General features: G+C 67.8%; 25 protein-coding genes, 1 tRNA gene and 2 pseudogenes. 14 read left to right on the top strand and 14 right to left on the bottom strand.

Annotated elements, in window-relative coordinates:
- The first annotated feature begins 21 nt into the window (after window positions 1–21).
- From CK240_RS11470 to CK240_RS11495, 6 genes are all read left to right on the top strand, one after another.
- Entirely contained in the window at window positions 22–1,278 is a 1,257-nt protein-coding gene (locus CK240_RS11470) for a hypothetical protein (protein WP_095640482.1), read from the top strand.
- Between the two features lie 18 nt (window positions 1,279–1,296).
- Entirely contained in the window at window positions 1,297–1,800 is a 504-nt protein-coding gene (locus CK240_RS11475; protein ID WP_095640483.1) for a DUF2249 domain-containing protein, read from the top strand.
- Window positions 1,793–2,071, top strand: a complete 279-nt coding sequence (locus CK240_RS11480; RefSeq protein WP_095640484.1) for a metal-sulfur cluster assembly factor — start codon at window positions 1,793–1,795, stop codon at window positions 2,069–2,071. The genes CK240_RS11475 and CK240_RS11480 overlap by 8 nt, the downstream gene beginning before the upstream one ends.
- 89 nt (window positions 2,072–2,160) lie before the next feature.
- Window positions 2,161–2,856, top strand: coding sequence for a Crp/Fnr family transcriptional regulator (locus CK240_RS11485; protein WP_095640485.1), 696 nt, complete (start codon window positions 2,161–2,163; stop codon window positions 2,854–2,856).
- Window positions 2,857–2,942: 86 nt separating this feature from the next.
- A complete protein-coding gene (locus tag CK240_RS11490; protein WP_095640486.1) occupies window positions 2,943–3,377 on the top strand; it encodes a pseudoazurin in 435 nt (144 codons plus the stop codon).
- A gap of 71 nt (window positions 3,378–3,448) precedes the next feature.
- A complete protein-coding gene (locus tag CK240_RS11495; RefSeq protein WP_095640487.1) occupies window positions 3,449–4,642 on the top strand; it encodes an NnrS family protein in 1,194 nt (397 codons plus the stop codon).
- Here the strand turns inward: CK240_RS11495 and pqqE are convergent.
- The 7 genes from pqqE to rpsB all read right to left on the bottom strand — a co-directional run bounded on the left by pqqE (window position 4,639) and on the right by rpsB (window position 9,712).
- Window positions 4,639–5,769, bottom strand: coding sequence for a pyrroloquinoline quinone biosynthesis protein PqqE (pqqE, locus tag CK240_RS11500; RefSeq protein ID WP_095640488.1), 1,131 nt, complete (start codon window positions 5,767–5,769; stop codon window positions 4,639–4,641). The genes CK240_RS11495 and pqqE overlap by 4 nt on opposite strands.
- Window positions 5,766–6,038 carry a pyrroloquinoline quinone biosynthesis peptide chaperone PqqD gene (gene pqqD, locus CK240_RS11505; RefSeq protein ID WP_095640489.1) on the bottom strand — a complete coding sequence of 91 codons (273 nt, stop codon included), beginning with the start codon at window positions 6,036–6,038 and terminating at the stop codon, window positions 5,766–5,768. Before pqqD ends, pqqE begins: the two co-directional genes overlap by 4 nt.
- Entirely contained in the window at window positions 6,035–6,790 is a 756-nt protein-coding gene (gene pqqC / locus CK240_RS11510) for a pyrroloquinoline-quinone synthase PqqC (RefSeq protein ID WP_095640490.1), read from the bottom strand. The genes pqqD and pqqC overlap by 4 nt, the downstream gene beginning before the upstream one ends.
- Window positions 6,787–7,668 carry a pyrroloquinoline quinone biosynthesis protein PqqB gene (pqqB, locus tag CK240_RS11515; protein WP_095640491.1) on the bottom strand — a complete coding sequence of 294 codons (882 nt, stop codon included), beginning with the start codon at window positions 7,666–7,668 and terminating at the stop codon, window positions 6,787–6,789. The genes pqqC and pqqB overlap by 4 nt, the downstream gene beginning before the upstream one ends.
- A gap of 12 nt (window positions 7,669–7,680) precedes the next feature.
- Window positions 7,681–7,782, bottom strand: coding sequence for a pyrroloquinoline quinone precursor peptide PqqA (gene pqqA, locus CK240_RS11520; RefSeq protein ID WP_090753227.1), 102 nt, complete (start codon window positions 7,780–7,782; stop codon window positions 7,681–7,683).
- A 165-nt stretch (window positions 7,783–7,947) separates the two neighbouring features.
- Window positions 7,948–8,835, bottom strand: a complete 888-nt coding sequence (gene tsf, locus CK240_RS11525) for a translation elongation factor Ts (RefSeq protein ID WP_095640492.1) — start codon at window positions 8,833–8,835, stop codon at window positions 7,948–7,950.
- Between the two features lie 76 nt (window positions 8,836–8,911).
- A complete protein-coding gene (gene rpsB / locus CK240_RS11530) occupies window positions 8,912–9,712 on the bottom strand; it encodes a 30S ribosomal protein S2 (RefSeq protein WP_095640493.1) in 801 nt (266 codons plus the stop codon).
- Window positions 9,713–9,922: 210 nt separating this feature from the next.
- Here rpsB and CK240_RS11535 point away from each other — a divergent pair.
- A tRNA-Arg gene (locus tag CK240_RS11535) sits at window positions 9,923–9,999 on the top strand.
- Window positions 10,000–10,147: 148 nt separating this feature from the next.
- Here the strand turns inward: CK240_RS11535 and CK240_RS11540 are convergent.
- Window positions 10,148–10,907, bottom strand: a pseudogene (locus CK240_RS11540) (IS5 family transposase).
- Between the two features lie 132 nt (window positions 10,908–11,039).
- Here CK240_RS11540 and CK240_RS11545 point away from each other — a divergent pair.
- Both CK240_RS11545 and CK240_RS11550 read left to right on the top strand, forming a co-directional pair.
- Window positions 11,040–11,774 carry a Hint domain-containing protein gene (locus CK240_RS11545; RefSeq protein WP_167650028.1) on the top strand — a complete coding sequence of 245 codons (735 nt, stop codon included), beginning with the start codon at window positions 11,040–11,042 and terminating at the stop codon, window positions 11,772–11,774.
- 139 nt (window positions 11,775–11,913) lie between these two features.
- A pseudogene (locus CK240_RS11550) lies at window positions 11,914–12,646 on the top strand (transposase); the annotation flags it as partial.
- Window positions 12,647–12,691: 45 nt separating this feature from the next.
- Here CK240_RS11550 and CK240_RS18690 read toward each other — a convergent pair.
- The 5 genes from CK240_RS18690 to CK240_RS11560 all read right to left on the bottom strand — a co-directional run bounded on the left by CK240_RS18690 (window position 12,692) and on the right by CK240_RS11560 (window position 14,419).
- On the bottom strand, window positions 12,692–12,970 hold the full coding sequence (locus CK240_RS18690; RefSeq protein WP_167650024.1) for a hypothetical protein: 279 nt from the start codon (window positions 12,968–12,970) through the stop codon (window positions 12,692–12,694).
- 143 nt (window positions 12,971–13,113) lie between these two features.
- Window positions 13,114–13,491: an MBL fold metallo-hydrolase gene (locus tag CK240_RS18270; RefSeq protein WP_135058829.1), complete on the bottom strand. Its 378-nt coding sequence runs from the start codon at window positions 13,489–13,491 to the stop codon at window positions 13,114–13,116.
- Window positions 13,488–13,649 carry a hypothetical protein gene (locus CK240_RS18695; protein WP_167650029.1) on the bottom strand — a complete coding sequence of 54 codons (162 nt, stop codon included), beginning with the start codon at window positions 13,647–13,649 and terminating at the stop codon, window positions 13,488–13,490. The genes CK240_RS18270 and CK240_RS18695 overlap by 4 nt, the downstream gene beginning before the upstream one ends.
- 35 nt (window positions 13,650–13,684) lie before the next feature.
- The gene (locus CK240_RS18275; RefSeq protein ID WP_135058830.1) at window positions 13,685–14,158 is read right to left on the bottom strand and encodes a hypothetical protein; all 474 of its coding nucleotides are present in this window, start codon (window positions 14,156–14,158) and stop codon (window positions 13,685–13,687) included.
- Between the two features lie 9 nt (window positions 14,159–14,167).
- On the bottom strand, window positions 14,168–14,419 hold the full coding sequence (locus tag CK240_RS11560; RefSeq protein ID WP_095640495.1) for a hypothetical protein: 252 nt from the start codon (window positions 14,417–14,419) through the stop codon (window positions 14,168–14,170).
- On the opposite strand from CK240_RS11560, the gene CK240_RS11565 reads away from it, so the two are divergent.
- The 5 genes from CK240_RS11565 (at window position 14,419) to CK240_RS11585 (ending at window position 21,262) form a co-directional block, all read left to right on the top strand.
- A complete protein-coding gene (locus tag CK240_RS11565; RefSeq protein ID WP_205957816.1) occupies window positions 14,419–15,345 on the top strand; it encodes a nucleoside 2-deoxyribosyltransferase in 927 nt (308 codons plus the stop codon). The genes CK240_RS11560 and CK240_RS11565 overlap by 1 nt on opposite strands.
- Before the next feature lie 284 nt (window positions 15,346–15,629).
- A complete protein-coding gene (locus CK240_RS11570; RefSeq protein WP_240517389.1) occupies window positions 15,630–16,253 on the top strand; it encodes an ImuA family protein in 624 nt (207 codons plus the stop codon).
- Complete coding sequence (locus CK240_RS11575) at window positions 16,168–17,688, top strand: DUF6504 family protein (protein ID WP_095640497.1); 1,521 nt, start codon at window positions 16,168–16,170, stop codon at window positions 17,686–17,688. Before CK240_RS11570 ends, CK240_RS11575 begins: the two co-directional genes overlap by 86 nt.
- On the top strand, window positions 17,685–20,921 hold the full coding sequence (locus tag CK240_RS11580; protein WP_095640498.1) for an error-prone DNA polymerase: 3,237 nt from the start codon (window positions 17,685–17,687) through the stop codon (window positions 20,919–20,921). Before CK240_RS11575 ends, CK240_RS11580 begins: the two co-directional genes overlap by 4 nt.
- 59 nt (window positions 20,922–20,980) lie before the next feature.
- Entirely contained in the window at window positions 20,981–21,262 is a 282-nt protein-coding gene (locus CK240_RS11585) for a hypothetical protein (RefSeq protein WP_095640499.1), read from the top strand.
- 715 nt (window positions 21,263–21,977) lie between these two features.
- On the opposite strand, the gene chrA is transcribed toward CK240_RS11585, so the two are convergent.
- Complete coding sequence (chrA, locus tag CK240_RS11590; RefSeq protein WP_095640527.1) at window positions 21,978–23,177, bottom strand: chromate efflux transporter; 1,200 nt, start codon at window positions 23,175–23,177, stop codon at window positions 21,978–21,980.
- Window positions 23,178–23,369 lie beyond the last annotated feature (192 nt).

Consider the following 23,369-nt stretch of genomic DNA (forward strand, 5'->3'; position numbering starts at 1 on the left):
GCCGTGCCGGGTGAAATCCGCATGGCCCGCTGGACGCCCGCCTGGTTCGCGGCGGGCCTGGGGATGCTGTTCCTGGCCCTGATCCTGATGGCCATGGGCCACGGTGTGCCCCGTGCCGCCTGGGAGGCGGGCGAAAGCCGGGCCATCCTGCACCTTCTGGCCGTGGGTTGGATCGGGACGCTGATGATCGGCGCCTCGCTGCAGTTCGTGCCGGTGCTGACCGCCGTGCCGGTGACGCTGGCATGGCTGTCGCCCGTGGCGCTTGGGTTCTGGAGCGGCGGAGCCCTGTCGCTGGCGCTGGGCTTCTGGCACGCCTGGCCGGGCGCGTTCACGCTGGCGGCCGTGCTGCTGGCCATGGCGGCGGCGATGGCGCTGGCGATGCTGGCGCCCTGCGTGGCCAGGGCGCTCGCCCGCGTGCCGATGGCCCTCCTGCTGGCGCTGTCGCTGGCTGGCATGGCCGCCACCGTGGCGCTTGGCGTGGCCTTCGCCCTGGGACGCGCAGGCCTCGTCCCGCTGGCGCCCGGTCCCTCGCTGCGGCTGCTGCACGGCTTCCTCGGGCTGGGACTGTGGTTCACGCTGGGTGCGATGGCCGTCTCCTTCCAGTTCCTCGCCATGTTCGGCCTTGCCCCCCAGCCGCCGCGCCGAAGCCTGGGCGCGCTGACGGCGCTTGCGGCTGCCGCGACGCTGGCCGCGCTTGCCTTGCCTGCGGCTGGTCCCCGGCCCATGCTGGTGGCTTCTCTCGCGGCGGTGGCGCTGTATCTCGGAACGGGCGCGCGCATGAACAGGCAGCGCAAGCTGAAGAAGCCCGACATCTCGCTGCGCGGCGGGCTGTGGGCCGCGGCCACCCTCGGACCTGCGGCGATGGTGCTGGTCGCGGCTGCGCTTGCCGGATCGCAGGCGCTGACGCTGGCCGGCGGCGCGCTGCTGCTGCTGGGCTGGCTGTCGGGGCTGACGCTGGCCTTCATCCCGAAGATCATCGGTTTCCTGACCTGGATCGAGGTCTTCGGCCCCCGGATGGGCCGCGCCCCCGTCCCGCCCACGGCCGCCCTGACCGACGCCCGCCGCATCGCCTCGGGCCTTGCCCTCTGGGCACTGGGCGCGGCCGTCCTTGCCGCCGCGCTGGCCTTTGGCCTTGCACGGCCCGCCCAAGGTGCCGCGCTTCTTCTGCTGGCTGGCGCAGGCATCATCGCGCATGAGACCTGGGCTGTCCGGCGGCTGGCCCACCTGCCGCCCGACCCCTTGTCCGCGCCACCCCGCATCCTTCAGATCACCCTGTGAACCCGACCGGAGGACCAGATGAGCATGATCGTCACCCTGGACGTGCGCCCGATGCTCGCCAAGGGGCAAGAGCCCTTCGCGGCCATCATGCAGGCCGCCGACGCGCTCGGCCCCGACCAGACGCTGCGCCTGATCGCGCCCTTCCGGCCCGTGCCGCTGATCGGCGTCCTGCGCCAGCGCGGCTTTTCCTTTGCCGAGCACCCTCTGGGCGGCGACGTGTGGCAGGTCGATTTCAGTCCGCCCCCCGGTGCGCTGTCGGCGGGAAGCTCGCTCGAGGCCGCGGACTGGCCTGCCCCCCTGCAGCTTCTGGACCTGACGGGACTTGAGCCGCCCGAGCCGATGACGCGCATCCTTGCCGCCCTGGAAACCGCCCGGCCGGGCGAGGTGGTCTTTGCGCTTCTGGACCGCGAGCCGCTGTTCCTGCTGCCGCAACTCAGGGCGCGCGGGCACGCCTGGGTCGGCAACCACGCCGCCGACGCCAGCGGCTATCGGCTTCTGGTGCGCAGGGGGGCGGATGCCTGACATCCTGCGCCGCGCGGTGGCCGAAGCACTGGAATCCGTCACCGACCCCGAAACGGGCCTCAGCCTGCCGGCGATGGGGCTGATCTACGACACGCGGATCAACGGAGCCGAGGTCGAGGTCACGATGACCACCACGACGCGCGGCTGCCCCATGACCGGGCTGCTGTCCATCGGCGTCGAGCACGCGGTGCTGTCGGTTCCCGGCGTCCGGGTCGCGCAGGTCAAGCTGACGTGGGACCCGCCCTGGGACGCATCGCGGATCCGTGCCTGAGCCCGCGACCCGGTGGCATGGTTACTTTCCCTTTCCGCTCAGGCTACAAGGGGCGCGTCAGTTCCCAGCGACGAGGCTGCGGCCACTCCATGCCCGACGTCCAGACCAGTGACCTCGGCCCTTTCGAGGGGCTCAGCCCCGAGGAAGTCCGCACGATCCTGTCGGGCACCACCACCGTCCGCCTGGCGCAGGGCGATCCGTTGTTCCAGCAGGGCGACCCGGCCGACCGCTTCTTCCTGCTCAGGCAGGGCTGGCTGAAGGTCACGCAGGTGACGGCCGACGGGCAGAAGCTGATCGTCCGCATCGTCCACCCTGGCGAATTTTTCGGCTTCGCCCCCGCCCTGCAGCGCGACGAATATCCCGGCAGTTGCGAAGCCATCGTGGACAGCGTGGCGCTGGTCTGGCCGCGCAACCGCTGGAAGGCGGTTCTGGGCGCGGCGCCCTCGGTCACGCTGTCGATCGTGCAGGCGATCGGGCGCAAGCTGGACGAGGCCCATGTCCGTCTGCGCGAGATGACGACCGAGGAGGCCGCCCGCCGCGTGGCCAACCTGCTGCTGCGGCTGCGGTCCGAAGCGGGCGAGAACGCCATCGACGCCGAGGGCGGGATCGAGCTGCCCTATCCCCTGACCCGCCAGGACATTGCCGACATGAGCGGCAACACCCTGCACACCGTGTCCCGCATCATGGCCGCCTGGGAATCCCAGGGGGTGCTGGGACGCGGCCGGCGCAAGGTCGTGATCGCGGACCTGGATGCGCTGAAGCAGCTTGCGGGTTCCGACGGCTAGTTTGCGGCAGCGCAATCAACGGCCTGCGCCGAAGTCTTATGGTCCTTCGCAACGGGTGATTCCCCCGTGTGAAGGAGACAAGACGAATGAAACGCTCCATTCCCGTCGCGCTGGCGCTGGCCCTGTTCGCCGCTCCGGTCATGGCCGCCGACCACCGCGTCGAGATGCTGAACAAGGGCGAGGAGGGTCCGATGGTCTTCCAGCCCGCCTTCGTTCAGGCCGAGGTCGGCGACACCATCACCTTCGTGCCCACGGACAAGAGCCACGACGTTTCCTCGATCAAGGGCATGCTGCCCGAGGGCGTCGAGGAGTTCAAATCCAAGGTGAACGAGGAGTATGTCCTGACCGTGTCCGCGCCGGGCCTTTATGGCGTCCGCTGCACCCCCCACACGCCCATGGGGATGGTCGCGGTGATCCAGGCCGGTGGCGACGCCTCGAACTATGACGCGCTGGCCGAGGGCAAGCTGCCCAAGCGCGCGCGCGAGCGGCTGGACGCGCAACTGGCCAAGGTCACCCGCTGAGTCCTTGCGGCAGATCGCAGGAGCGGTCCTTCGGGGCCGCTTTCGCGTGTCCGCGCGGCAGACTGACCGACATGGCTGGAAAACGCACGCGCCCTGCGGGCGGCATCCTGCGTGGGCTGGCACGGACCGGACCGGTGCTGTTTTCCTACGGCTTCCGGCCCTTCTTCCTGGGCGCGGGGGTCTGGGCCACCGCGGCAATGGCACTCTGGGTCCGGGCGCTGGCGGGCGGGCCGCAGCCGGGCGGTGCCTATGGCGCGGCCAACTGGCACATGCACGAGATGCTGTTCGGCTTCGCCTCGGCGGCCTTGGCGGGGTTCCTGATGACGGCGGTGCCGAACTGGACGGGGCGGATGCCGGTGTCCGGTCCGCCGCTGGCCGCGCTGGCGGCACTGTGGCTGGCCGGGCGGCTGATGCTGGCCTGTCCGCTGGACGCGCTGTGGCTTGCGGTTGCGATCGATGCCCTTTTCCTGCCGCTGATGGCCGGGGTGTTTCTGATCGAGATCGTCGCGGGCCGGAAATGGCGCGACCTCAAGATCGTCGGGCTCATGGCGCTGATCGCCCTTGCCAACATCGGATTTCATGCGGCGGTTCTGGGCGGAAGCGACCCGAGGCTTGCCGCGCGGGCGGCCGTGGCGGGCTTCGTGGTTCTGATCCTGATCGTGGGCGGGCGGGTCACCCCCAGCTTCACCCACAACTGGCTGGCGAAGAACGGACGCAGGGCGCGGCCCGCCCCGACGGACCAGCTTGATGCGCTGACGGTGGCGCTGTCCTCGGGGGCGCTGGCGCTGTGGGTGGCCTTGCCCCAGAGCACAGCGGTTGCCATGGCAGCCGCCCCAGCGGCGGCGCTGAACCTGCTGCGGCTGGCGCGCTGGAAGGGCTGGCACGTTTCCGAGCCGATGGTCCTGACGCTGCACGGGGGCTATCTGATGATCGCCCTCGGCTTCGCCGCCATCAGTGCCGCCGCTTTAGGCTGGATGAATCCCGCCGCCGCGCTGCACGTCCTTGCCATCGGCGCGATCGGGGGCGAGATGCTGGCCGTGATGACCCGCGCCACCCGCAGCCATACGGGCGCGGACACCGACGCCGACCCGCTCGCGACCCTCGGCTTCGTCGCCATCATGCTGGCGGCCGTGGCCCGAGCAGCGGCGGATTTCGTGGCGTACGATGCCCTTATCAAGGCGGCCGGGCTGTGCTGGATCGTGGCCTTCGGGCTGTTCACCCTCGGCCACGCGCGCCTGCTGGTTGCCACGCGCCGCCTGCGCTAGTGCGGCATCCGGCGGTATTCGAAGGGCGGCGGGGCCACGCCGGTTTCGGCCGCGATCAGCGCGTCCAGCGCCGCGCGATGGGGCGAGCGGCGGCAGACGGGATCGGTCGCCCGCGCGTCCCCCGCAAGTGCCATCGCCTGGCAGCGGCAGCCGCCATGATCGATGTCGCGCCGGTCGCAGGCCCGGCACAGTTCGGGCATCCAGTCGGTGCCGCGAAAGGCGTTGAAGGCCGGGCCGTCGTTCCAGATCTCGGCCAGCGGGGTCGTCAGGACGTTCTGGAACTGAAGCCCCGGGATGATCTCGGCCGCGTGGCAGGGCAGCACCTTGCCGTCGGGGGCGATGTTCAGCCCGGTCGAGCCCCAGCCGTTCATGCAGGCCTTGGGGAAATCCGCAAAGTAGTCCGGTGGCACGAAGTCGATGGAAAGCCTGCCCGCATAGTCCACCCGCGCCTGCGCCACGATGCGCTTGGCGTCCTCGACCTGCTCGCGCGTGGGCTGCAGGGCGGCGCGGTTCCGCAGCGCCCAGCCCTGGAACTGGACGCAGGCGATCTCGATCCGTCGCGCGCCAAGCCGGTGCGCCAGTGCGATGGTCTGGGCCAGGTCGCCAAGGTTGTGGCGGTGCATCACCGCGTTGATCGTCAGGGGAAAGCCGATGCGGGCGATCTCGGCCGCGACCATCATCTTGCGGTCGAAGCCGCCCTTGTAGCCGCCGACATGATCCGCGATCCCGGCGTTCACCCCCTGCAGCGACAGTTGCACATGGTCCAGCCCGGCGGCGTCCAACTCCTCCAGCCGCCTGCCCGTCAGCCCGATCCCCGAGGTGATGAGGTTCGTGTAAAGCCCCGCCTCGCGCGCCGCCGTCACGATCTGCACAAGGTCGGGCCGCGAGGCAGGCTCTCCACCCGAAAGATGCAGTTGAAGGACGCCGAGGCCCGCCGCCTGCCGGAAGACCCCGGCCCATTGCTCGGCGGTCAGTTCACGCTCGCGCCCGGTCAGTTCCAGCGGGTTCGAGCAATAAGGGCAGGCCAGGGGGCAGCGGTGCGTCAGTTCCGCCAGCATGGCCAGCGGAGCCTCGGGCGGGGGCCGGACCTGGCGTGCAGAAACAGGAGCGGGATGCACTGCGGTCATGCGACCTCCACCAGCCGCCGCGCGGCCATGTCGTCCAGGAACTCGATCACGTCGGACTGGATCATCTCGACCGGCGCGGCATAGCGTTCCGCAAGGGCTTCGCTGATCGCGGCGATGTCGCGGCGTCCGTCCACCTCGGCCAGCACCGCCTGTCCCACGGGGTCCAGCATCAGCGCGGTTTCCGGCCCCAGCAGGACCGGCACGCCCCGCACGCGATCCTGGTGCAACCGCACCCCTCGCGGCAGGAAGGGGCGGTCCGCGGGTGTCATCCCCTACCCTCCAGCAGCCCCTCGCCGGGGCGCCAGCCGCCCGGCGGGATGCGGCCCGGCGCGATATAGGCCGAGTGCAGCGCGTCGAGTTGCGCCCACAGCACGTCGGTCTTGAAGGTCAGCGCGGCGGCGGCCATGTCCTGCTGCTCGTCCGTCCGGGCGTTCTCAAGCACCCAGGCAAGCCCGAAGGCAACGTCCTTGGGGGCCTCGGTCAGCCGGTGCTGGAAATAGCTGATCGTCTGGGGATTGGCGAAATCGTAATGCGCCAGCAGCCCCGCGATGCGCTGTTCGTGGATCGCGGGCGCGAACAGTTCCGTCAGCGAGGAGGCCACCGCCGCCAGCAGCGGCTGTTCGCGCACATAGCGGACATAGGCGTCCACCGCGAAGCGCGTGGCGGGCAGGACGCCGCGGGTCGAGGCCACATAGTCGGGGTCGAGCCCGACGCCCTCGGCCAGCCGCAGCCAACGCCAGATGCCGCCGGGCTGGTCGGCGGTGCCGTCGTGATCCTCGATCCGCGACCGCCAGGCGCGGCGCAGCCGGGGGTCCTCGACCCGGCTCATGAAGGCTGCGTCCTTCATGGGGATGCGGGACTGGTAGTAGTAGCGGTTGATGACCCAAGCGCGCACCTGGTCGATGGTGCAACCACCCCCGTGCAGCAGCGCGTGAAAGGGATGCTTGTCGTGGTAACGCTCGGCGCCGATGCGGCGCAGGCGGGCTTCGAAGGCGGAACGGTCCGGTGTGGCGTCGTTCAAAGGATGATCTCCATCCCGTCGCGGGCGAGTTCCCAGCCCGCCGCCTCAAGCTGGGCGCGCTCGGGCGATCCGGGTTGCAGCACGGGGTTTGTGTTGTTGATGTGGACGAAGATGCGGCGGGTGCCGGTCAGGCCCGACAGCCGCGCGATGCTGCCCTCAGGGCCCGACATGGCCAGGTGGCCCATGCGCGCCCCGGTCTTGGCGCCCGTCCCGCTGCGCGCCATGTCGTCGTCGGCCCAGACCGTGCCGTCGAACAGCAGCAGGTCGGCGCCCTCGAGACGCGCCAGCAGGTCATCCGTCACCTTGGCGCAGCCGGGGATATAGAAGACGCGGCGGCCGACGGCTTCGAGCATCAGGCCGACGGTCTGCTCGCCCATCAGGGCGGTGTCGGGCTCGCCTTCCTCGAGATACAGCGCGACCTTGCCCGGAACGGCGAAGGCCGTGACGCGAAGGCCCGGCAGCGGCTCGAACGGCTCGTCCAGCGCGATCGGGGCCTTGCCGACGTGATCGGGGTTCAGCACGCGGAAGATGGGCTGGTCCAGGATCTCCAGCGTCGTGGGCGTGGCGTGGATCGTGAAGGGCGTGCCTTCGCGCAGGCTCAGCAGCCCCGCGACATGGTCCACGTCGCCGTTGGTCAGCACCACGGAATTCACCGGACTGCCGCGCAGCGCGGGCGGATGCAGGCCGCAGGCCTCGAGCTGCGCGCGGATGTCGGGCGAGGCGTTCAGGACCACGGCCTGCCCGCCCGAAGTGACGGCGACCGAGGACTGCGTCATCCCCGCGATGCGGCCCGCGCGCGCGTCATTGCAGTTCGCGCAGCCGCAATTCCATTGGGGCAGCCCCCCACCGGCGGCTGCCCCAAGTATCGTGAGCTTCATCCCGCAGTCGAGTCAGAGGACGTCGCGGGCGTCGCGGTCATCCTCGGCGGGACCGTACATGTTGATTTCCATTCCGCATTTCACTTCGCGTGCCTTGGGCTTCGACCAGGTCATGCGTTTCTCCTCCATTGGCATGAGGCTGCAGGGTCGAGGCGAGGCCGCCGGTTGTCAATCACCGCAAAAAATCCTCAGCCTTTTGTCGCAGGGTCGTTCGGGGCAACCCGCCAATGAAAAAGGCCGGCCCCGAAGGACCGGCCTTTCCGTCATGCTGAGGGAAACTCAGGCGCCCTTGAGGGTCTTGGCGACCTCGGCGGCAAAGTCTTCCTCTTTCTTCTCGATGCCCTCGCCGACGGCGACACGGGCGTAGGCGGTCACTTCGACGCCCGCATCCTTCGCGGCCTGGGCCACGGTGACGTCGGGGTTGATGACGAACTTCTGGCCCAGCAGGGTCACTTCCTCGAAGAACTTGGACATGCGGCCCTGGATCATCTTCTCGATGACGGCTTCCGGCTTGCCCGATTCACGCGCCTGCTCGGTCAGGACCGACTTCTCGCGCTCGACCAGCGCCGGGTCCAGGTCGGCCTCGGACAGCGAGGCGGGCGAGGTCGCGGCGATGTGCATGGCGATCTGCTTGCCGATCTCCTGCGCCTTGGCGGCATCGCCCTTCAGCGCGACCAGGACGCCGATCTTGCCCATGTTGGGGGCAGCGGCGTTGTGGACGTAGGAGATGACGTTCTCGCCCGTCACGGTGACCTGGCGGCGCAGGGTCATGTTCTCGCCGATCTTGGCGATGGCGTCGGTCAGGACCTCGCTGACGGGCTTGCCGTTCAGCGGAGCCGCGGCCAGCGCCTCGGTCGAGTCGACGCTCAGCGCGACCTGGGCGATGTCGCGGACCATGCCCTGGAACTCGGCGTTCTTGCCGACGAAGTCGGTTTCCGAGTTCACCTCGACGGCGACACCCTTGCCGTCCTGCACGGCGACGGCGACCAGGCCCTCGGCGGCGATGCGGCCGGATTTCTTGGCGGCCTTCGCCAAGCCCTTAGTGCGCAGCCAGTCAACAGCGGCTTCCATGTCGCCCGAGGTTTCCTCGAGCGCCTTCTTGGCGTCCATCATGCCCGCGCCGGTCGATTCGCGCAGCTCTTTCACCATCGCGGCCGAGATAGCCATGTGGGTGTCTCCCTTGTCTTGGAACAGGACAGGCGGGGCATATCCCCGCCTGATGAAGGTCTGGTGATGGCGGACGTCAGGCGTCGGCGGTCTGCTCGGCCGCGGGCTCTTCCGCGTCGATGCCGTCGAACTCCTCGGCCGGGGCGTCGGTCAGCGCGCCCAGGTCCACGCCGGCGGCGCCCATCTGGGCGGTCATGCCGTCCAGCGCGGCGCGGGCGACCAGGTCGCAATACAGCGCAATGGCGCGGGCCGCGTCGTCGTTGCCCGGGATCACGTAGTCGATGCCCTTGGGCGAGCAGTTGGTGTCGACGATGGCGACGACCGGGATGCCCAGCTTGTTGGCTTCCTGGACGGCCAGGTCTTCCTTGTTCACGTCGATCACGAACAGCAGGTCCGGCAGGCCGCCCATGTCGCGGATGCCGCCGAGGCTGGCCTGCAGCTTGGCCTGCTCGCGCTCCATCCCGAGACGCTCTTTCTTGGTCAGGCCCTCGGCGCCCGCCGCCATGGCCTCGTCGATCTGCTTGAGGCGCTGGATCGACTGCGAGACGGTCTTCCAGTTGGTCAGCGTGCCGCCCAGCCAGCGGTGGTTCATGTAGAACTGCGCGGATTTCTCGGCGGCATCGGCCACGGCGCGCTGCGCCTGGCGCTTGGTGCCGACGAACAGCACGCGGCCGCCCTTGGCGACGGTATCGCGGATCACCTGAAGCGCGCGGTCCAGCAGCGGGACGGTCTGCGTCAGGTCGATGATGTGGATGCCGTTGCGGTCGCCGTAGATGTATTCGGCCATCCGCGGGTTCCAGCGCTGGGTCTGGTGACCGTAGTGAACGCCAGCTTCCAGCAGCTGACGCATGGAGTATTCGGGAAGCGCCATGTCCATTCCTTTCCGGTTTGCGCCTGAGCAAGGGATCTCAGGGGCAGTGCCCCCAACCGGTGGACCGGAACGGATGTCTCCCGTCCTCGGCCCGCCCTCGCCTGTGAAGTGCGCGCCACATAGGGTCAAACGGCGGGAATTGCAAGCACCCGCCGATCGCCCTGTCGTTCATCGGGGCTTGCGAGAAGGAAAGCCTTGCACTAAACGGACCTCACTGCACCCGTAGCTCAGCTGGATAGAGTGCTGCCCTCCGAAGGCAGAGGTCACAGGTTCGAATCCTGTCGGGTGCGCCACAAATACAGGGGTTTTAGACACCCCCGCCGGCCGCGCCGGGCCAATCCGCACAGAAACCCCGCTGCCGTTTCCCTTTTCGCCAAGGGAGTCCTTGCTCCTTTTCAAGGGATGAGGTGCAGTCGCACTAGGCTCCAGACCCATTGATCTTCAGGGCCAAAACAGGACGGTGGCTGCGAGGGCGATTGCGGAGAAGAAGGTTTCTGGGCATCGGTCGTATCGAGTGGCGATGCGGCGCCAGTCTTTCAGGCGGCCGAACATGATCTCGATCCTGTTGCGGCGTTTGTAGCGGCGCGTGTCATATTTTACGGGCCGTCCACGAGACTTTCGCCCCGGGATGCAGGGGACAATCCCTTTGTCTCTCAGGGCATTTCTGAACCAGTCGGCATCATGGCCCCGGTCGGCCAGCAACCATTCCGCTGAGGGTAAACCTCCCAGCAAGGCCGCGGCGCCAGTGTAGTCGCTGACCTGGCCTGCGCTCATGAAGAACCGGATCGGCCGCCCATGGGCATCGGTGACGGCATGCAGCTTGGTGTTCATGCCACCCTTGGTCCGACCGATCAGTCGGCCGCGCCCCCTTTTTTCGACCATAGGCTGGTCGCCGTGCGGTGCGCCTTGAGGTAGGTGGCATCAATCATGATCGTCTTCGGTTCGGAGGCCTCCGCGGCCAACCCCTCCATGATACGAGCAAAGACGCCCATATCGCCCCACCGCTTCCAATGGTTGTAAAGCGTCTTCGCGGGACCATACTCTCGGGGAGCGTCCCGCCATCGTAACCCGTTGCGGTTGATGAAGATTATGCCACTAGAGCCACACGCCGATCATCAACACGCGGCTTGCCATGGCTCTTCGGAAAGAAGGGCCGGAGCCGCGCCACCTGCTCATCGGTCAGCCAGAAACGGTTGCTCATCTGCCAGTCTCCTTGCGGAGCCTGAATCACGCAGCAGCAGGCAGATCAATGGGTCCTGACCCTACGGGCACCCTCCTGGGACAGCCGCTCACAACGATCAATCTTCCCCTGTCCTAACTCGAAGAAACAGATTTGCTTGGGCCACTGCTCGGTGACGTTCTCGACGCGGTCAACACGACTCTCAACACCGCAATCGTGAATGTCGCCTATGACCCCGGGGGTGACCTTGTCCTTGAGGACGATGATGTTTTCCCCTGCTTTGCATCGGGCACCCTGATCCTGACGGAAGGCGGCGAACTTGCCATCGAGACCCTTGCGGTCGGCGACAAGGTGGTGACGCGCGACAACGGGGCGAAGCTGATCCGCTGGATGGGTTCCCGCAAGGTGGCCGCCGCAGGATTGGCAAGAAATCCCAAGCTGCGTCCGATCCGTATTCGTGCCGGTGCTCTAGGTGCGAACACGCCGTCGTCTGACCTGATTGTCTCGCCCCAGCATCGCATCCTTGTGCGCTCGAAGATTGCCCGGAAGATGTTCGGCGCGGACGAGGTCCTGGTCGCAGCCAAGCAGTTGGTGGTGCTCGACGGCATCGACGTCGCCGAGGACATGGAAAGCGTGGAGTATTTCCACATCCTGTTCGACCGGCACGAGGTCGTATTCTCGAACGGCGCCGAAACCGAGTCTCTTTATACCGGCCCTGAAGCTCTCAAGGCCGTCGGCAAGGCGGCGCAGCACGAGATCTTCACGGTGTTCCCTGAACTCCGGGATCGTGACTACGCCGCGGCGGGCGCGCGCGTGCTTGCGTCAGGCCGGACTGCCCGACGGCTGGCCATGCGTCATGCCCAGCACGGCAGGCCGCTGGTTCAATAAGGACCAAAATGAAACAAGTCCGAGCGGCCCAGAAAGGGGCCGTTCTGCTACCAGTGTCCCGGATCAGCGCCCATGAGACAGACCGGTGCATTTCATGAGAGGAGGATGACTGGTTCATCGTAGCCGCCAAGGAGCGAAGATGAAGCAGACATCCGGGGCAACGAAGAAGGCGCCCGCAGGGGCCGTCCTGAAGGACATCCGGCGCGCGGCGCGCCGCCAGTTCTCCGCCGGGGAAAAGATCCGCATCGTGCTGGAGGGCCTGCGCGGCGAGGACAGCATCGCCGAGCTGTGCCGGCGCGAAGGCATCAGCAGCTCGATGTACTACGGCTGGTCCAAGGAGTTCCTGGAAGCCGGCAAGCGCCGCCTGGCGGGCGACAGCGCCCGGGCGGCCACGTCGGACGAGGTGAAGGAGCTGCGCCGCGAGGCCAGCGCGCTCAAGAAGGTCGTGGCGGATCTCACCCTGGAGAACCGCCTGCTCAAAAAAAGCATGAGCGGGGCTGGGGACGAGGTACCCCGCAGCCGACAAGGCCGAGATCATCCGCCTCGTGGAGCAGTCCCGCCTGCCGGTCCGGCGCACCCTGGAGAAGCTCGGGATCCCGGGAGCGACCTTCTACAGGTGGTACGACCTCTACCAGAGGGGCGGACCCGAGGCGCTGGAGGACCGCCCCTCCCGGCCAAGCCAGATCTGGAATCGCATCCCGGACGAGGTCCGGGCCAGGGTCATCGCACTGGCTCTGGAGCAGCCGGAGCTCTCGCCCCGCGAGTTGGCCGTGCGCTTCACCGGCGAGCAGCGGTACTTCGTCTCCGAGGCGTCGGTGTACCGCCTCCTGAAGGCCCAGGACCTGATCACCAGCCCGGCCTACACCGTCGTGAATCCCCTCGTCCGAGCAGATCATAGTGCCTGCGCAGCGACCGGGTCAGAACAACGGCCAGTTTGGGGAAGCCGGGCCGGGAAGGCGCGTGCCATCGGCCACAGCCTCCAGCACGTCGGCGGTGTAGAGGTCGATGACAAGGGTGCGCCCGCACTGCCTTGCCGCACGGTAGAGAGTCACCGTCCGGTCGATGATCTGCCCCGACCAGGTCACGAAGAGGCGGCCCGGTGTTCGACCGCCCAACTCCACGAACTGGTCTTCCAGCTCCGCCTCTGAGATCGTGGGCTTGTCGATCCCAAGATTGGCGCCCTCGATGATCAGCATGTCCAGGTTAGCAGGCGGAGAGTGCATCAGCCGCTCGACGAGCACCTACTTCCGCCCGTGCAATTGGAAGTCGCCGCTATAGAGGATGCGCCGCCCCTCGACCTCGACCAGGAGCATGTAGGCGTCAAAGCCCGAATGATCGGTCAGGATGGGGGGACGCGGAATGCACCCCGCACGAAGGATCTGCCGCTGGCCCAGGTCGAAAGGTATCGGCCAAGGTCATGGCGACCCAGACGTGCCGTGATGGCGATCAGCTTCGCCGATGCCTCGCCGGTGATGACCCCCCATCCTGCAGACAGTTCGCTGATCAAACCCCAGTGGTTCTGGTGGGGGTGGCAGATCAGCACCGTCGCGCTGCCTAACCGGTCAAGAGATTGCGGCAGCAGCCCCCGTGCGGATGGCGGTGCGTCCAGCGGCCGGCCGGCATCGAGGATCAGGCGCTCTCCCGAGGAGGCACGGATCTCGATGCAGGTTCCGCCGATCTCGGCTGTCCCACGGTGAACCGTAACCGAGACCGTCACGGGCTTTGGAGGGCAAACGACTGGTCGTGCGCGATGACCTGCACCGTGCCTGCGACCTCACGCAGCTTGATGTCGTGACCATTTCCGACGAGGCTGCCGCGCTTGTCGTCACGGGCATCTATGACATAGCGGACGTTGCGATCAAGGGTCAGCCTCACCTCAGGATCTCTACCCACTGCCACGATCCCGCCACTCAGCGGACCGCTATCGTCGTTGCCGGCAATAGTTGCCAGTTCGCGCAGACGCACCAGCGCCCGACAACTTTCGCGGGTTGCCGCGATGAAGTCCTGGCGTTCGTGCCCTGATGCAGCCATTCGGCATAGTTGCGGTGCTGCTCGACGGTCAGCGGCACGCCCCTTGCCTTGACCCTGCCGTCTCGCGCCCGCTTGGCCTCCCACAGGGCGATCCGCCAGCCGTCCCCCTCCGGCTCGAGTGCTGCGAGATCCATGCGTAGCGCGACTGGCCTCGGCCGTTGAGGGGAGGAGTACGACAAGGCTAACTCGAGATCGAAGACGTTCGAGTTTGCGCCAGCCAGTTCGTCCACGAATACCTTCCCGTTCCCTTTCTTTTCGAACGAACAATGAATCCGTTCTGACAGCATCGCTCTGGTCAGCTCGGCTGCCACGACGGGAACGCGGATGTTTGGATCGCCGGCCGGCTTTTCCAAGCCCAGATACTAGTAATGCGCCTTCTCGAAGAACTGCCTTTCGGAGCATTTCACATAGGCGATCTGCTGACCTGCGCAGTAGAAGGTCAGGTAGCCGTCCCGGATGCCGACACGAAGCGACGTGACCCGTCCCTCCGGAGCCCTCTCGGAAGGTTTCCCGGAAGGGTGCCATCGCAGGAGCAGTTCGCGAAACCATGGGTTATCTTCAAGCGCCTTGGGCGTCAGCTGCTCAAGGCAAATGCTCCTGCGGAATCTGGTCATTGAGCGAATATATCCTTGAAACTTCTGGAACACGCTACGCGGGTCATGGCGGCCTTGTCGAGATGTCCGAAGCAGCAGGTCTGCACGCAAGGGAAAGTAGCGGGATGCAGGCAAAGAACATGTGGGGCTTTCGCCGGGTCTCTCGAATGAAGGACTTGAGGGTAAAGCATCGGGCTGGTTATCTGGCTGGCCTGCAACTACGCATTGACGACTTTCATTCTGTGAGCGCCATGTTGCTTCGAAAGAGCAGCCTGTCCAAGCGGAATGGCTGGTGGTGTGAGCAAGAGCGCAATCAAGGCAGGTACCTCTTCATGCCCGATCACTCCGCACCACGTGTTTATCTTGCCGGGCCGGAGGTATTCCTGCCAGATGCCCTCAAGGTCTTGAAAGAGAAGGCAGACCTTGCACGCGTGGCCGGGTTCGACCCCGTGACGCCGCTCGACAACGAGAGCCTTGCGGCAGGCAGTCCCTTCGACAAGGGCCTGGCGATCTACCGGGCGAACCTGCGCCTGATGGACGGCTGCGATCTCATCATCGCTAATCTCACGCCCTTCCGGGGCGTCGGGGCCGATCCCGGCACCGCCTTCGAGCTGGGCTACATGGCAGCACGCGGCGCGAAGATCGCGGCCTATACGAACAGGGCCACGCCGCACTTTGAGCGCATCCGTGACCAGCACTACCAGGGTCAGATTACGCAGGATCCGGCTGGCGAGTACCGCGGCCCCGACGGACTGGTGCTCGAGAACTTCGACATGTTCGACAACCTCATGCTGGCCGGCGCGATTGCCGAGGGAAGCGGGATCCTCGTCACCCATGAGGTCGAGGACACCCGCCTTCTCTATCGGGACCTGACAGCGTTTCGGCGATGCCTTGCGAGCTTCCAAGACACGGAAGAACAGTCTGCACTCTTCGGCACGGCGGAGTGACGGCGCGAACACGTCCAAGCCTGTGTGCAGACGAGAGGCTGGAGAGGTCAGAATGAGGCATTTCAGGTACCTGATTGACAAGGCTTCGCTAAAAATGGAACAAAACAAGAACATTGATGTTGTTCCTTTAACCTGCTGGAGCCTCCCTTCCCATGTCCCCTCCCCCTTCAGCCCTCGCCGACTTGCGCGCGCAGATTGCCCGGCTCGAGGGTGCGGGCGGGCGGGCATCAGGAGTTCTTCCTTTCGGCCTTCCTCATCTCGACCAACGCCTACCGGGAGGCGGCTTGGCGCTGGGCTGCCTGCATGAGGTGGCGGGGGGTGGCAACGGTGCGGTAGACGGCGCGGCCGCGGCCTGCTTTGCCGCCGGGATCGCGGCCAGGCTCCCCGGCCAGGTGCTCTGGTGCGTGGTCCAGGCCGACCTCTTCGCGCCTGGGTTGGCGCAGGCGGGCCTGCCGCCCTGCCGGGTCATCCATGTCGAGGCGGGGGACGAACGGGACGTGCTTGCCTGCATGGAGGAAGGGCTGCGGCACGGCGGCTTGGCGGCGGTCGTGGCTGAGGCGCCACGCCTGCCGATGACCGCCTCCAGGCGGCTGCACCTGGCGGCCCGCGAAGGCGGCACGCTGGGCGTCGCCCTGCGGCGCTGGCGGCGTCAGGCGGAAGCGTCGGACTTCGGCCAGCCCACGGCGGCCATGACCCGCTGGCGGGTCTCCGTTCTGCCCTCCGCACCCTTGCCGGTGCCGGGCGTGGGACGCCCGCGCTGGCTTGTCGAGCTGATCCGGGCGCGGGCGGGCGAGAGCTTCGAGATGGAACTGGAGGCATGCGATGGGGCGGGTCGTCTCGGTCTACCTGCCGAACTGGCCGACGGACCGGCTGCGGCGCACGGCCGGGGACGCAGCGCCGCCGGATGAGGCGCCCATGGTCGTGGCCGGCCGGGTGGGCAACCGCCGGGTGGTAACGGCGGCCGACGCCGCCGCGCAGGGTCTGGGCCTGCATGCCGGCATGCCGATCGCCTCTGCGCAGGCCCTGGTGCCCGGCCTCGTCGTCGTGCCCGCCGACCCCGCGGCCGATGCTGCCAGCCTCGAGCGCCTGGCGGTCTGGGTCATGCAGCGCGTCTCGCCTATCGTAGCCGCCGATCCGCCCGACGGAATTGTCCTCGACGCCACCGGCGCCGACCACCTGCAGGGCGGCGAGGAGGCAATGCTGGAGGCGTTGGTGGGACGCCTGGTGATGTCGGGTGTCACCGCCCGTGCGGCGGTCGCGGAGACCTGGGGCGCGGCCCACGCCTTGGCGCGCCACGGCGCCGCCCCGACCCTCATCGCGGCCCCCGGCGCCGCCGAGGGCGTCCTGGCGCCCCTGCCCCTCCAGGCGCTGCGGCTGCCGCCGGCCACGGTCGCCGGGTTGCGCACCCTGGGCTTCACCCGCATCGGCGACCTGCTGGGGCAGCCACGGGCGCCACTCACCCGCCGCTTCGGCCTGGACCTCTGCCGCCGGCTCGACCAGGCCCTGGGTGCGACCGCCGAACCCATCGAACCTGTCCGCCCGGAAGGCCTCGTCGAGGTCCGCCGCGTCTTCGCCGAACCCATCGCCGCCCCCGAGACCATCGCCAGGTATATCGGCAAGCTCGTCCTAACCTTGTGCGCGCAGATGGAAGAACGCGGCCTCGGCGCCCGCCGGCTCGACCTCTTCTGCCACCGGATTAACAACGACCTGCAGACTGTCCGGGTCGGCCTCGCCCGGCCGGTCCGCGACGCGAAGCCTCTGACCCGGCTCCTCTGCGCGCGCATCGAGACCATTGATCCGGGCTGTGGCATCGAGATCATGGTGCTGGCGGCCACCCTGGCCGAGCCGCTGGAGGCCCGGCAGGCGGCGAGCCTGCTGGAGGAGCCTGCGCCCGACCTGGCCGGTCTGATCGACACCCTGGCGAACCGCGTCGGCGCCGGGGCCGTCTACCGCATCGCGTCAGTCCCCAGCGATGTGCCCGAACGGTCCATGCGCCGCATCCCGGCCCTGGCCGAGGACGCGGGCGACGGCTGGCCGGGCCACTGGCCCCGCCCGGCGCGCCTCCTGCCCCGTCCCCAGCCGATCGAGACCATGGCGCTGCTGCCCGACCATCCTCCGGCCTGGTTCTCCTGGAAGGGCGTGCGGCGGCGCGTGCGGCGAGCCGACGGGCCGGAGCGGATCTTCGGGGAATGGTGGACACGCGATGCCGAGAGGGCCGCCGTGCGCGACTATTTCCGGGTCGAGGACGAGGCGGGCGAGCGCTACTGGATCTACCGCGCGGGCGACGGCGAGGACGCGGCCACCGGGTCGCACCGCTGGTTCCTGCACGGGGTTTTCGGATGAGCCGTTATGCCGAACTGCAGGTGACCTCGCAGTTCTCCTTCCTGCGCGGGGCCTCCTCGGCCGAGGAGCTGTTCGCCACGGCCGCCGCCATGGGCATCGAGGCCCTGGCCGTGGTGGACCGCAACTCCCTCGCCGGGATCGTGCGGGCGCACGAGGCGGCGAAGGCCACCGGCGTGCGGCTCATCGTCGGCTGCCGGCTCGACCTGGCCTGCGGGATGTCCGCGCTGGTCTACCCCATGGACCGCGCCGCCTATGCCCGGCTCTGCCGGCTGCTCACGCTCGGCAAGGGTCGGGCCGGCAAGGGCCGCTGCCGGCTCGACTGGCCGGACCTGGAAGCCCATGCCGAGGGGCTGATCGCCGTCCTGGTGCCGGACCTGGCAGACGAGGTCTGCGGGATGCGCCTGCGCCGCCTGCGCGAGGCCTTCGGGAACAGGGCCTACCTGGCCCTGACCCTGCGCCGGAGGCCCAACGACCAGCTGCGGCTGCACGAGCTGGCGGCGCTGGCCGCCCGCATGAAGGTGGCGACACTGGTGACCAACGACGTCCTCTTTCACGAACCCGGCCGCCGCATCCTTCAGGACGTGGTCACCGCCATCCGCCACAACACCACCGTCGAGGCCCTCGGCCTTCGCCGCGAGCGCCATGCCGACCGATACCTGAAGCCGCCGGCCGAGATGCACCGGCTCTTCGCGCGCTATCCCGAGGCTCTCGCCCGCACGCTCGAAATCGCCGGCCGCTGCCGCTTCTCGCTGGACGAGCTGGCCTACCAGTATCCCGAGGAACGGGACGACCCGCGGCTCAACCCGCAGGAGACGCTGGAGCGGCTGACCTGGGAGGGTGCGGCCTGGCGCTACCCGGAGGGCGTCCCCGACGAGGTGGCGGCCACCCTGGGGCACGAGCTGCGCCTGATCGGCAAGCTTGCCTATGCGCCTTACTTCCTGACTGTCCACAGCATCGTCCGCTTCGCCCGCTCCCGCGGTATCCTCTGCCAGGGACGCGGATCGGCGGCGAACTCGGCGGTGTGCTATGTCCTGGGCATCACGTCCATCGACCCCGGCCGCAACGACCTCCTTTTCGAGCGCTTCATCTCCGAGGAGCGGCACGAGCCGCCGGACATCGACGTCGACTTCGAGCACGAGCGCCGCGAGGAAGTGATCCAGTGGGTCTACGCCCACTACGGCCGCGACCGCGCCGCCCTCTGCGCCACCGTGATCCGCTACCGCGCCAAGGGCGCGCTGAGGGACGTCGGCAAGGCCCTGAGCCTGCCTGAGGACCTGATCCGCGCCTTGTCCTCGCAACTATGGGCCTGGTCGGCGGAGGGCGTCACCGACGCCCAAATCCGCGAGCTGAACCTCGATCCGAGTGACCGCCGCATCCGCCTGACCATGGAACTGGCGGCCCAGTTGCACGGCGTGCCGCGGCACCTGAGCCAGCATCCCGGCGGCTTCGTGCTGACCCACGACCGCCTGGACGACCTGATCCCCATCGAGCCTGCCGCGATGGCCGACCGCCAGATCATCGAGTGGGACAAGGACGACATCGACGCGCTCCGCTTCATGAAGGTCGACGTGCTCGCCCTGGGGATGCTCAGCTGCATGCGCCGCGGGCTGGATCTCTTGGCCGATCACAAGGGCATCCGTCACGACCTGGCGACGATCCCGCAGGAGGACCCACGCACCTACGCCATGATCCGGCGCGCCGACACGCTCGGCACCTTCCAGATCGAGAGCCGGGCGCAGATGGCGATGCTGCCGCGCCTGCGCCCCCGCACCTTCTACGACCTCGTCGTCCAGGTCGCCATCGTCCGCCCCGGCCCGATCCAGGGCGACATGGTCCACCCCTACCTGCGCAGGCGTGCGGGGCTGGAGCCGGTCGAGTATCCCACGCCCGAGCTGGAGAAGGTTCTCGGCAAGACCCTCGGCGTGCCCTTGTTCCAGGAGCAGGCCATGCGCGTCGCCATCGTCTGCGCGGGCTTCACCCCAGGCGAGGCGGATCTGCTCCGCAAGTCCATGGCGACCTTCAAGTTCACCGGCGGGGTCTCGGCTTTCCGCGACAAGCTCGTCGGCGGGATGATCGAACGCAACTACGATCCCGACTTCGCCGAGCGCACCTTCCGCCAGCTCGAGGGCTTCGGTTCCTACGGCTTTCCGGAAAGCCACGCGGCAAGCTTCGCGCTGATCGCCTATGCCTCGGCCTGGCTGAAGTGCTGGCACCCCGACGTCTTCTGCGCGGCGCTCCTGAACAGCCAGCCCATGGGGTTCTACGCACCCGCGCAGATCGTGCGCGATGCCCGCGACCACGGCGTCGAGGTGCGGCCCCTCTGCGTCAACGCTTCCCACTGGGACTGCACGCTGGAGCCGACCGGCGACGAGTCCCGCTTCGCCGTCCGCCTCGGCCTGCGCATGGTGAAGGGCCTCGCCAATGCCCACGCCGCCGCCCTCATTGCTGCCCGCGCCGACCAACCCTTCGCCTCCGTCGAGGACCTCTGGCGCCGCGCGGGCGTGCCGGTGGCCGCCCTGACCCGCATCGCCGAGGCCGACGGCTTCAAGCCCGGCCTCGGGCTCGCCCGCCGCGAGGCGCTTTGGGTCATCAAGGGACTGGGGGAAACCGAGCTGCCCCTCTTTGCCGCCGCGGCGGCGCGCGAGGCGGAGGAGCCGGCGGTGGCCCTGCGTCCGATGCCGCGAGGGCGCGAGGTGGTCGAGGACTACAGCCGCACCGGCCTCTCCCTGCGCGACCATCCGGTGGCATTCCTGCGCGGGGACCTGCACAAGCGCGGGATCATCCCTTGTTCCGAAGCCATGAACGCCCGCAACGGCCGCTGGATAGAGACCGCGGGCATCGTGCTGGTCCGCCAGCGGCCCGGATCCGCCAAGGGGGTGATGTTCATCACCCTGGAGGACGAGACCGGCATCGCCAACCTGGTGGTCTGGACGAAGGTATTCGAGGCCCACCGGCGCATTGTCCTATCCGCCTCCATGATCGCCGTGAATGCGCGGGTCCAGCGCGAGGGCGAGGTCGTGCATCTGGTGGTGCACAGGATCACCGACCTGTCGCAGGAACTCGGGAGCGTGGGTCAGCGCGGCGAAAGCTTCCCGCTGCCCCACAGCCGCGGCGACGAGGTCCACCATGGCCCGCCCGGACCCGATCCTCGAAGCCGCCAAACCCCCGGACCACGCCCCCGCGACATGTATGTCCGTGACCTCCACCTCGACACGATCCGGGTATCCGACTGATCCCAGGCGGTGTGGCTTGGCCTTGCCAGCCGCATGAAGCCGCTGCCGTCCAGATCGGCTTGCCTGAAGCGCCAAAAGCCAAGGGCGACGCGAAGCAACAAGAATTTGCGGAAGACCAGGCTCCGGGACCCAGGCCGAAGGCGGCGTTCCGCGAAGCCGTACTCGACAGCAGCCAGCTTACTGAGCTCGTGGAAGGCATGGGCGACGTGCTGGCCGTGGCGGGTAACCTCACGCTTCGGTTCCGGGTAGCTGTGGAGTTCGCTGACGGTGAGTTCGCGCCCCCGGATGTCGCGGCAAAGCTCGCTGCGGCGCTTGATAAGGTTGGTATCGGGGTCGGCTGATGGAGATCTAGCGATGTTCCTGGTGACAGTGTAAGAGGCTGCGCGCGGGCCGATCTGCGTAACTTGCGTGTGGCCGAGGGTGAACCTGGCGAAGTTCGACTTCTGTCCCGTCGCTACACTCGCCCCTGGGATCGAAGTATTTGAAGCCTTCTGCGGGAATACTTATGAATTTCAACTACTTGTTAGGGTGTTCACCAAATCGGCGCAGTCATGAGGTCCGGAGAATATCGGCCCTGAGAGACCGCTTCCGGGCCACCTGGCGCCGGGACCAGTGCTCAGCCCCACCCGCATAACCCCCGAAAATAACGGGAAAATCCGGCCAGAGCCGGATCGGGAGAATGCTTTCACGAAGGCAAGTGGCGGAGGGTATGGGCCTGATATCGAACCTTCTCACGTTCACAACACTCTGATTTTATTACATGCTATCGCGCTTCAGCGCGTCAACCGGTGCAGATGCGCCTGACATCCAACTGGCTGACGGACGTCGGTAGGACTTGCCAAGCAAGGCATGACGGATGCTGCGCTATGGACGTGTCAGCTGATGTCGCGAGAATTTCTTCCGGAACAGGACCAGCCCGTCCGGCGCCGCGCCGCGCACCTGGAACACTTGAGTTCCCGCCTTCTGCCCTTGCAGGACAGCGGCGATACACACGGCTCGGCGTGCGAGACGGGGCCACTGATCGGTACCCTGACGAGACCGGCCAACTCGAACCCGTCAAAGTAGACCGAGCACTGCGCCACCCGATGCGGTCAGCACCACCACCAGCCACGGCGGCGCCTTCCAGACGGCGAGCAGGACAAAGCCGGTCAGCGCGAGGCCGAAGTCGCGCGGGTCGAAGATCGCGCTTGTCCAGACCGGATCGTAGAGCGCGGCGCCAAGGATGCCGACGACCGCCGCATTCGCCCCGCGCATCGCCGATTGCGCGAGTGGTCGGGTCCGGAAGGCGTCCCAGAATGGCAGCGCGCCGATGAGCAGCAGGAAGCCGGGCAGGAAGATGGCGAGAAGCGCGATCGCGGCGGCGCCAACGCCGTTCGGCTCCGGTCCCATGACAGCGCCCAGGTAGGCGGCGAAGGTGAAGAGCGGCCCCGGGACCGCCTGCGCCGCGCCATAGCCAGCCAGAAACGCGTCCTCGCTGACCCAGCCGGGCCGGACCACCTCGGCCTCCAGCAGAGGCAGAACCACATGGCCACCGCCGAAAACCAGCGCGCCCGCCCGATAGAAGGCGTCGAAGAGTGCGAGGTCTTGCGACGACGCTGCCCCGCATAAGACCGGCAGCAGAAGCAGAAGCAGGAAGAACAGCGCGAGTGAAATGACGCCGACCCGCTTCGGGACAACGAAGGTTAAATGCCCCGCGACCGGCGCAGCGGCGCCGCGGCAGAGCCACAGACCCGCGAGCCCGCCCATGACGATGGCCGCGATCTGTCCCACAGATCCGGCGGCGAAGACCACGACCAGCACCGCCGCAACGGCGATGCTGGCCCGCTGCCGATCGGGCGCGAGCGTCCGGGCCATCCCCCAGACGGCTTGCGCGACGACGGCAACGGCCACGATCTTGAGGCCATGTACGATGCCCACCCCGACCGGCCCCCCGAAGGCCGATGCGCCGAAGGCGAACAGCACCAGGAGCAGGGCAGACGGCAGGGTGAAGGCCGCCCACGCCGCGAGTGCTCCGATCGGACCGCCGCGCAGCAGACCCATCGCGAAGCCGACCTGGCTGCTGGCCGGACCGGGCAGGAACTGGCAGAGCGCGACCAGGTCAGCATAACCTGCCTCTTCGATCCACTTGCGGCGGGTGATAAACTCGTCATGGAAATGGCCGAGATGGGCGACGGGCCCGCCAAAGGAGGTGAGACCGAGCTTCAGGAAGACGCGGAAGACCTCGCCCGCCGAGCCGGGCGGCGCATTCTCTGCCATGATCGCCTCAGGCTTCGGTTTCAACAAGCAGCTTCTTCATTCCGACGCACGCGTCTTCAATTGTCGAATGCGGTAGACTTTATTTTCAAAAAGCCGCTGTGCAATCATCCACATGCCAGACGCGGTCAGATATTGGCAGTATCTCCAGTGGGGGAACCTCTCCCTCGGCAACCGGTTGAAATTCGCTGCGCG

The organism is Paracoccus salipaludis (assembly GCF_002287065.1).
Classification (GTDB): Bacteria; Pseudomonadota; Alphaproteobacteria; order Rhodobacterales; family Rhodobacteraceae; genus Paracoccus; species Paracoccus salipaludis.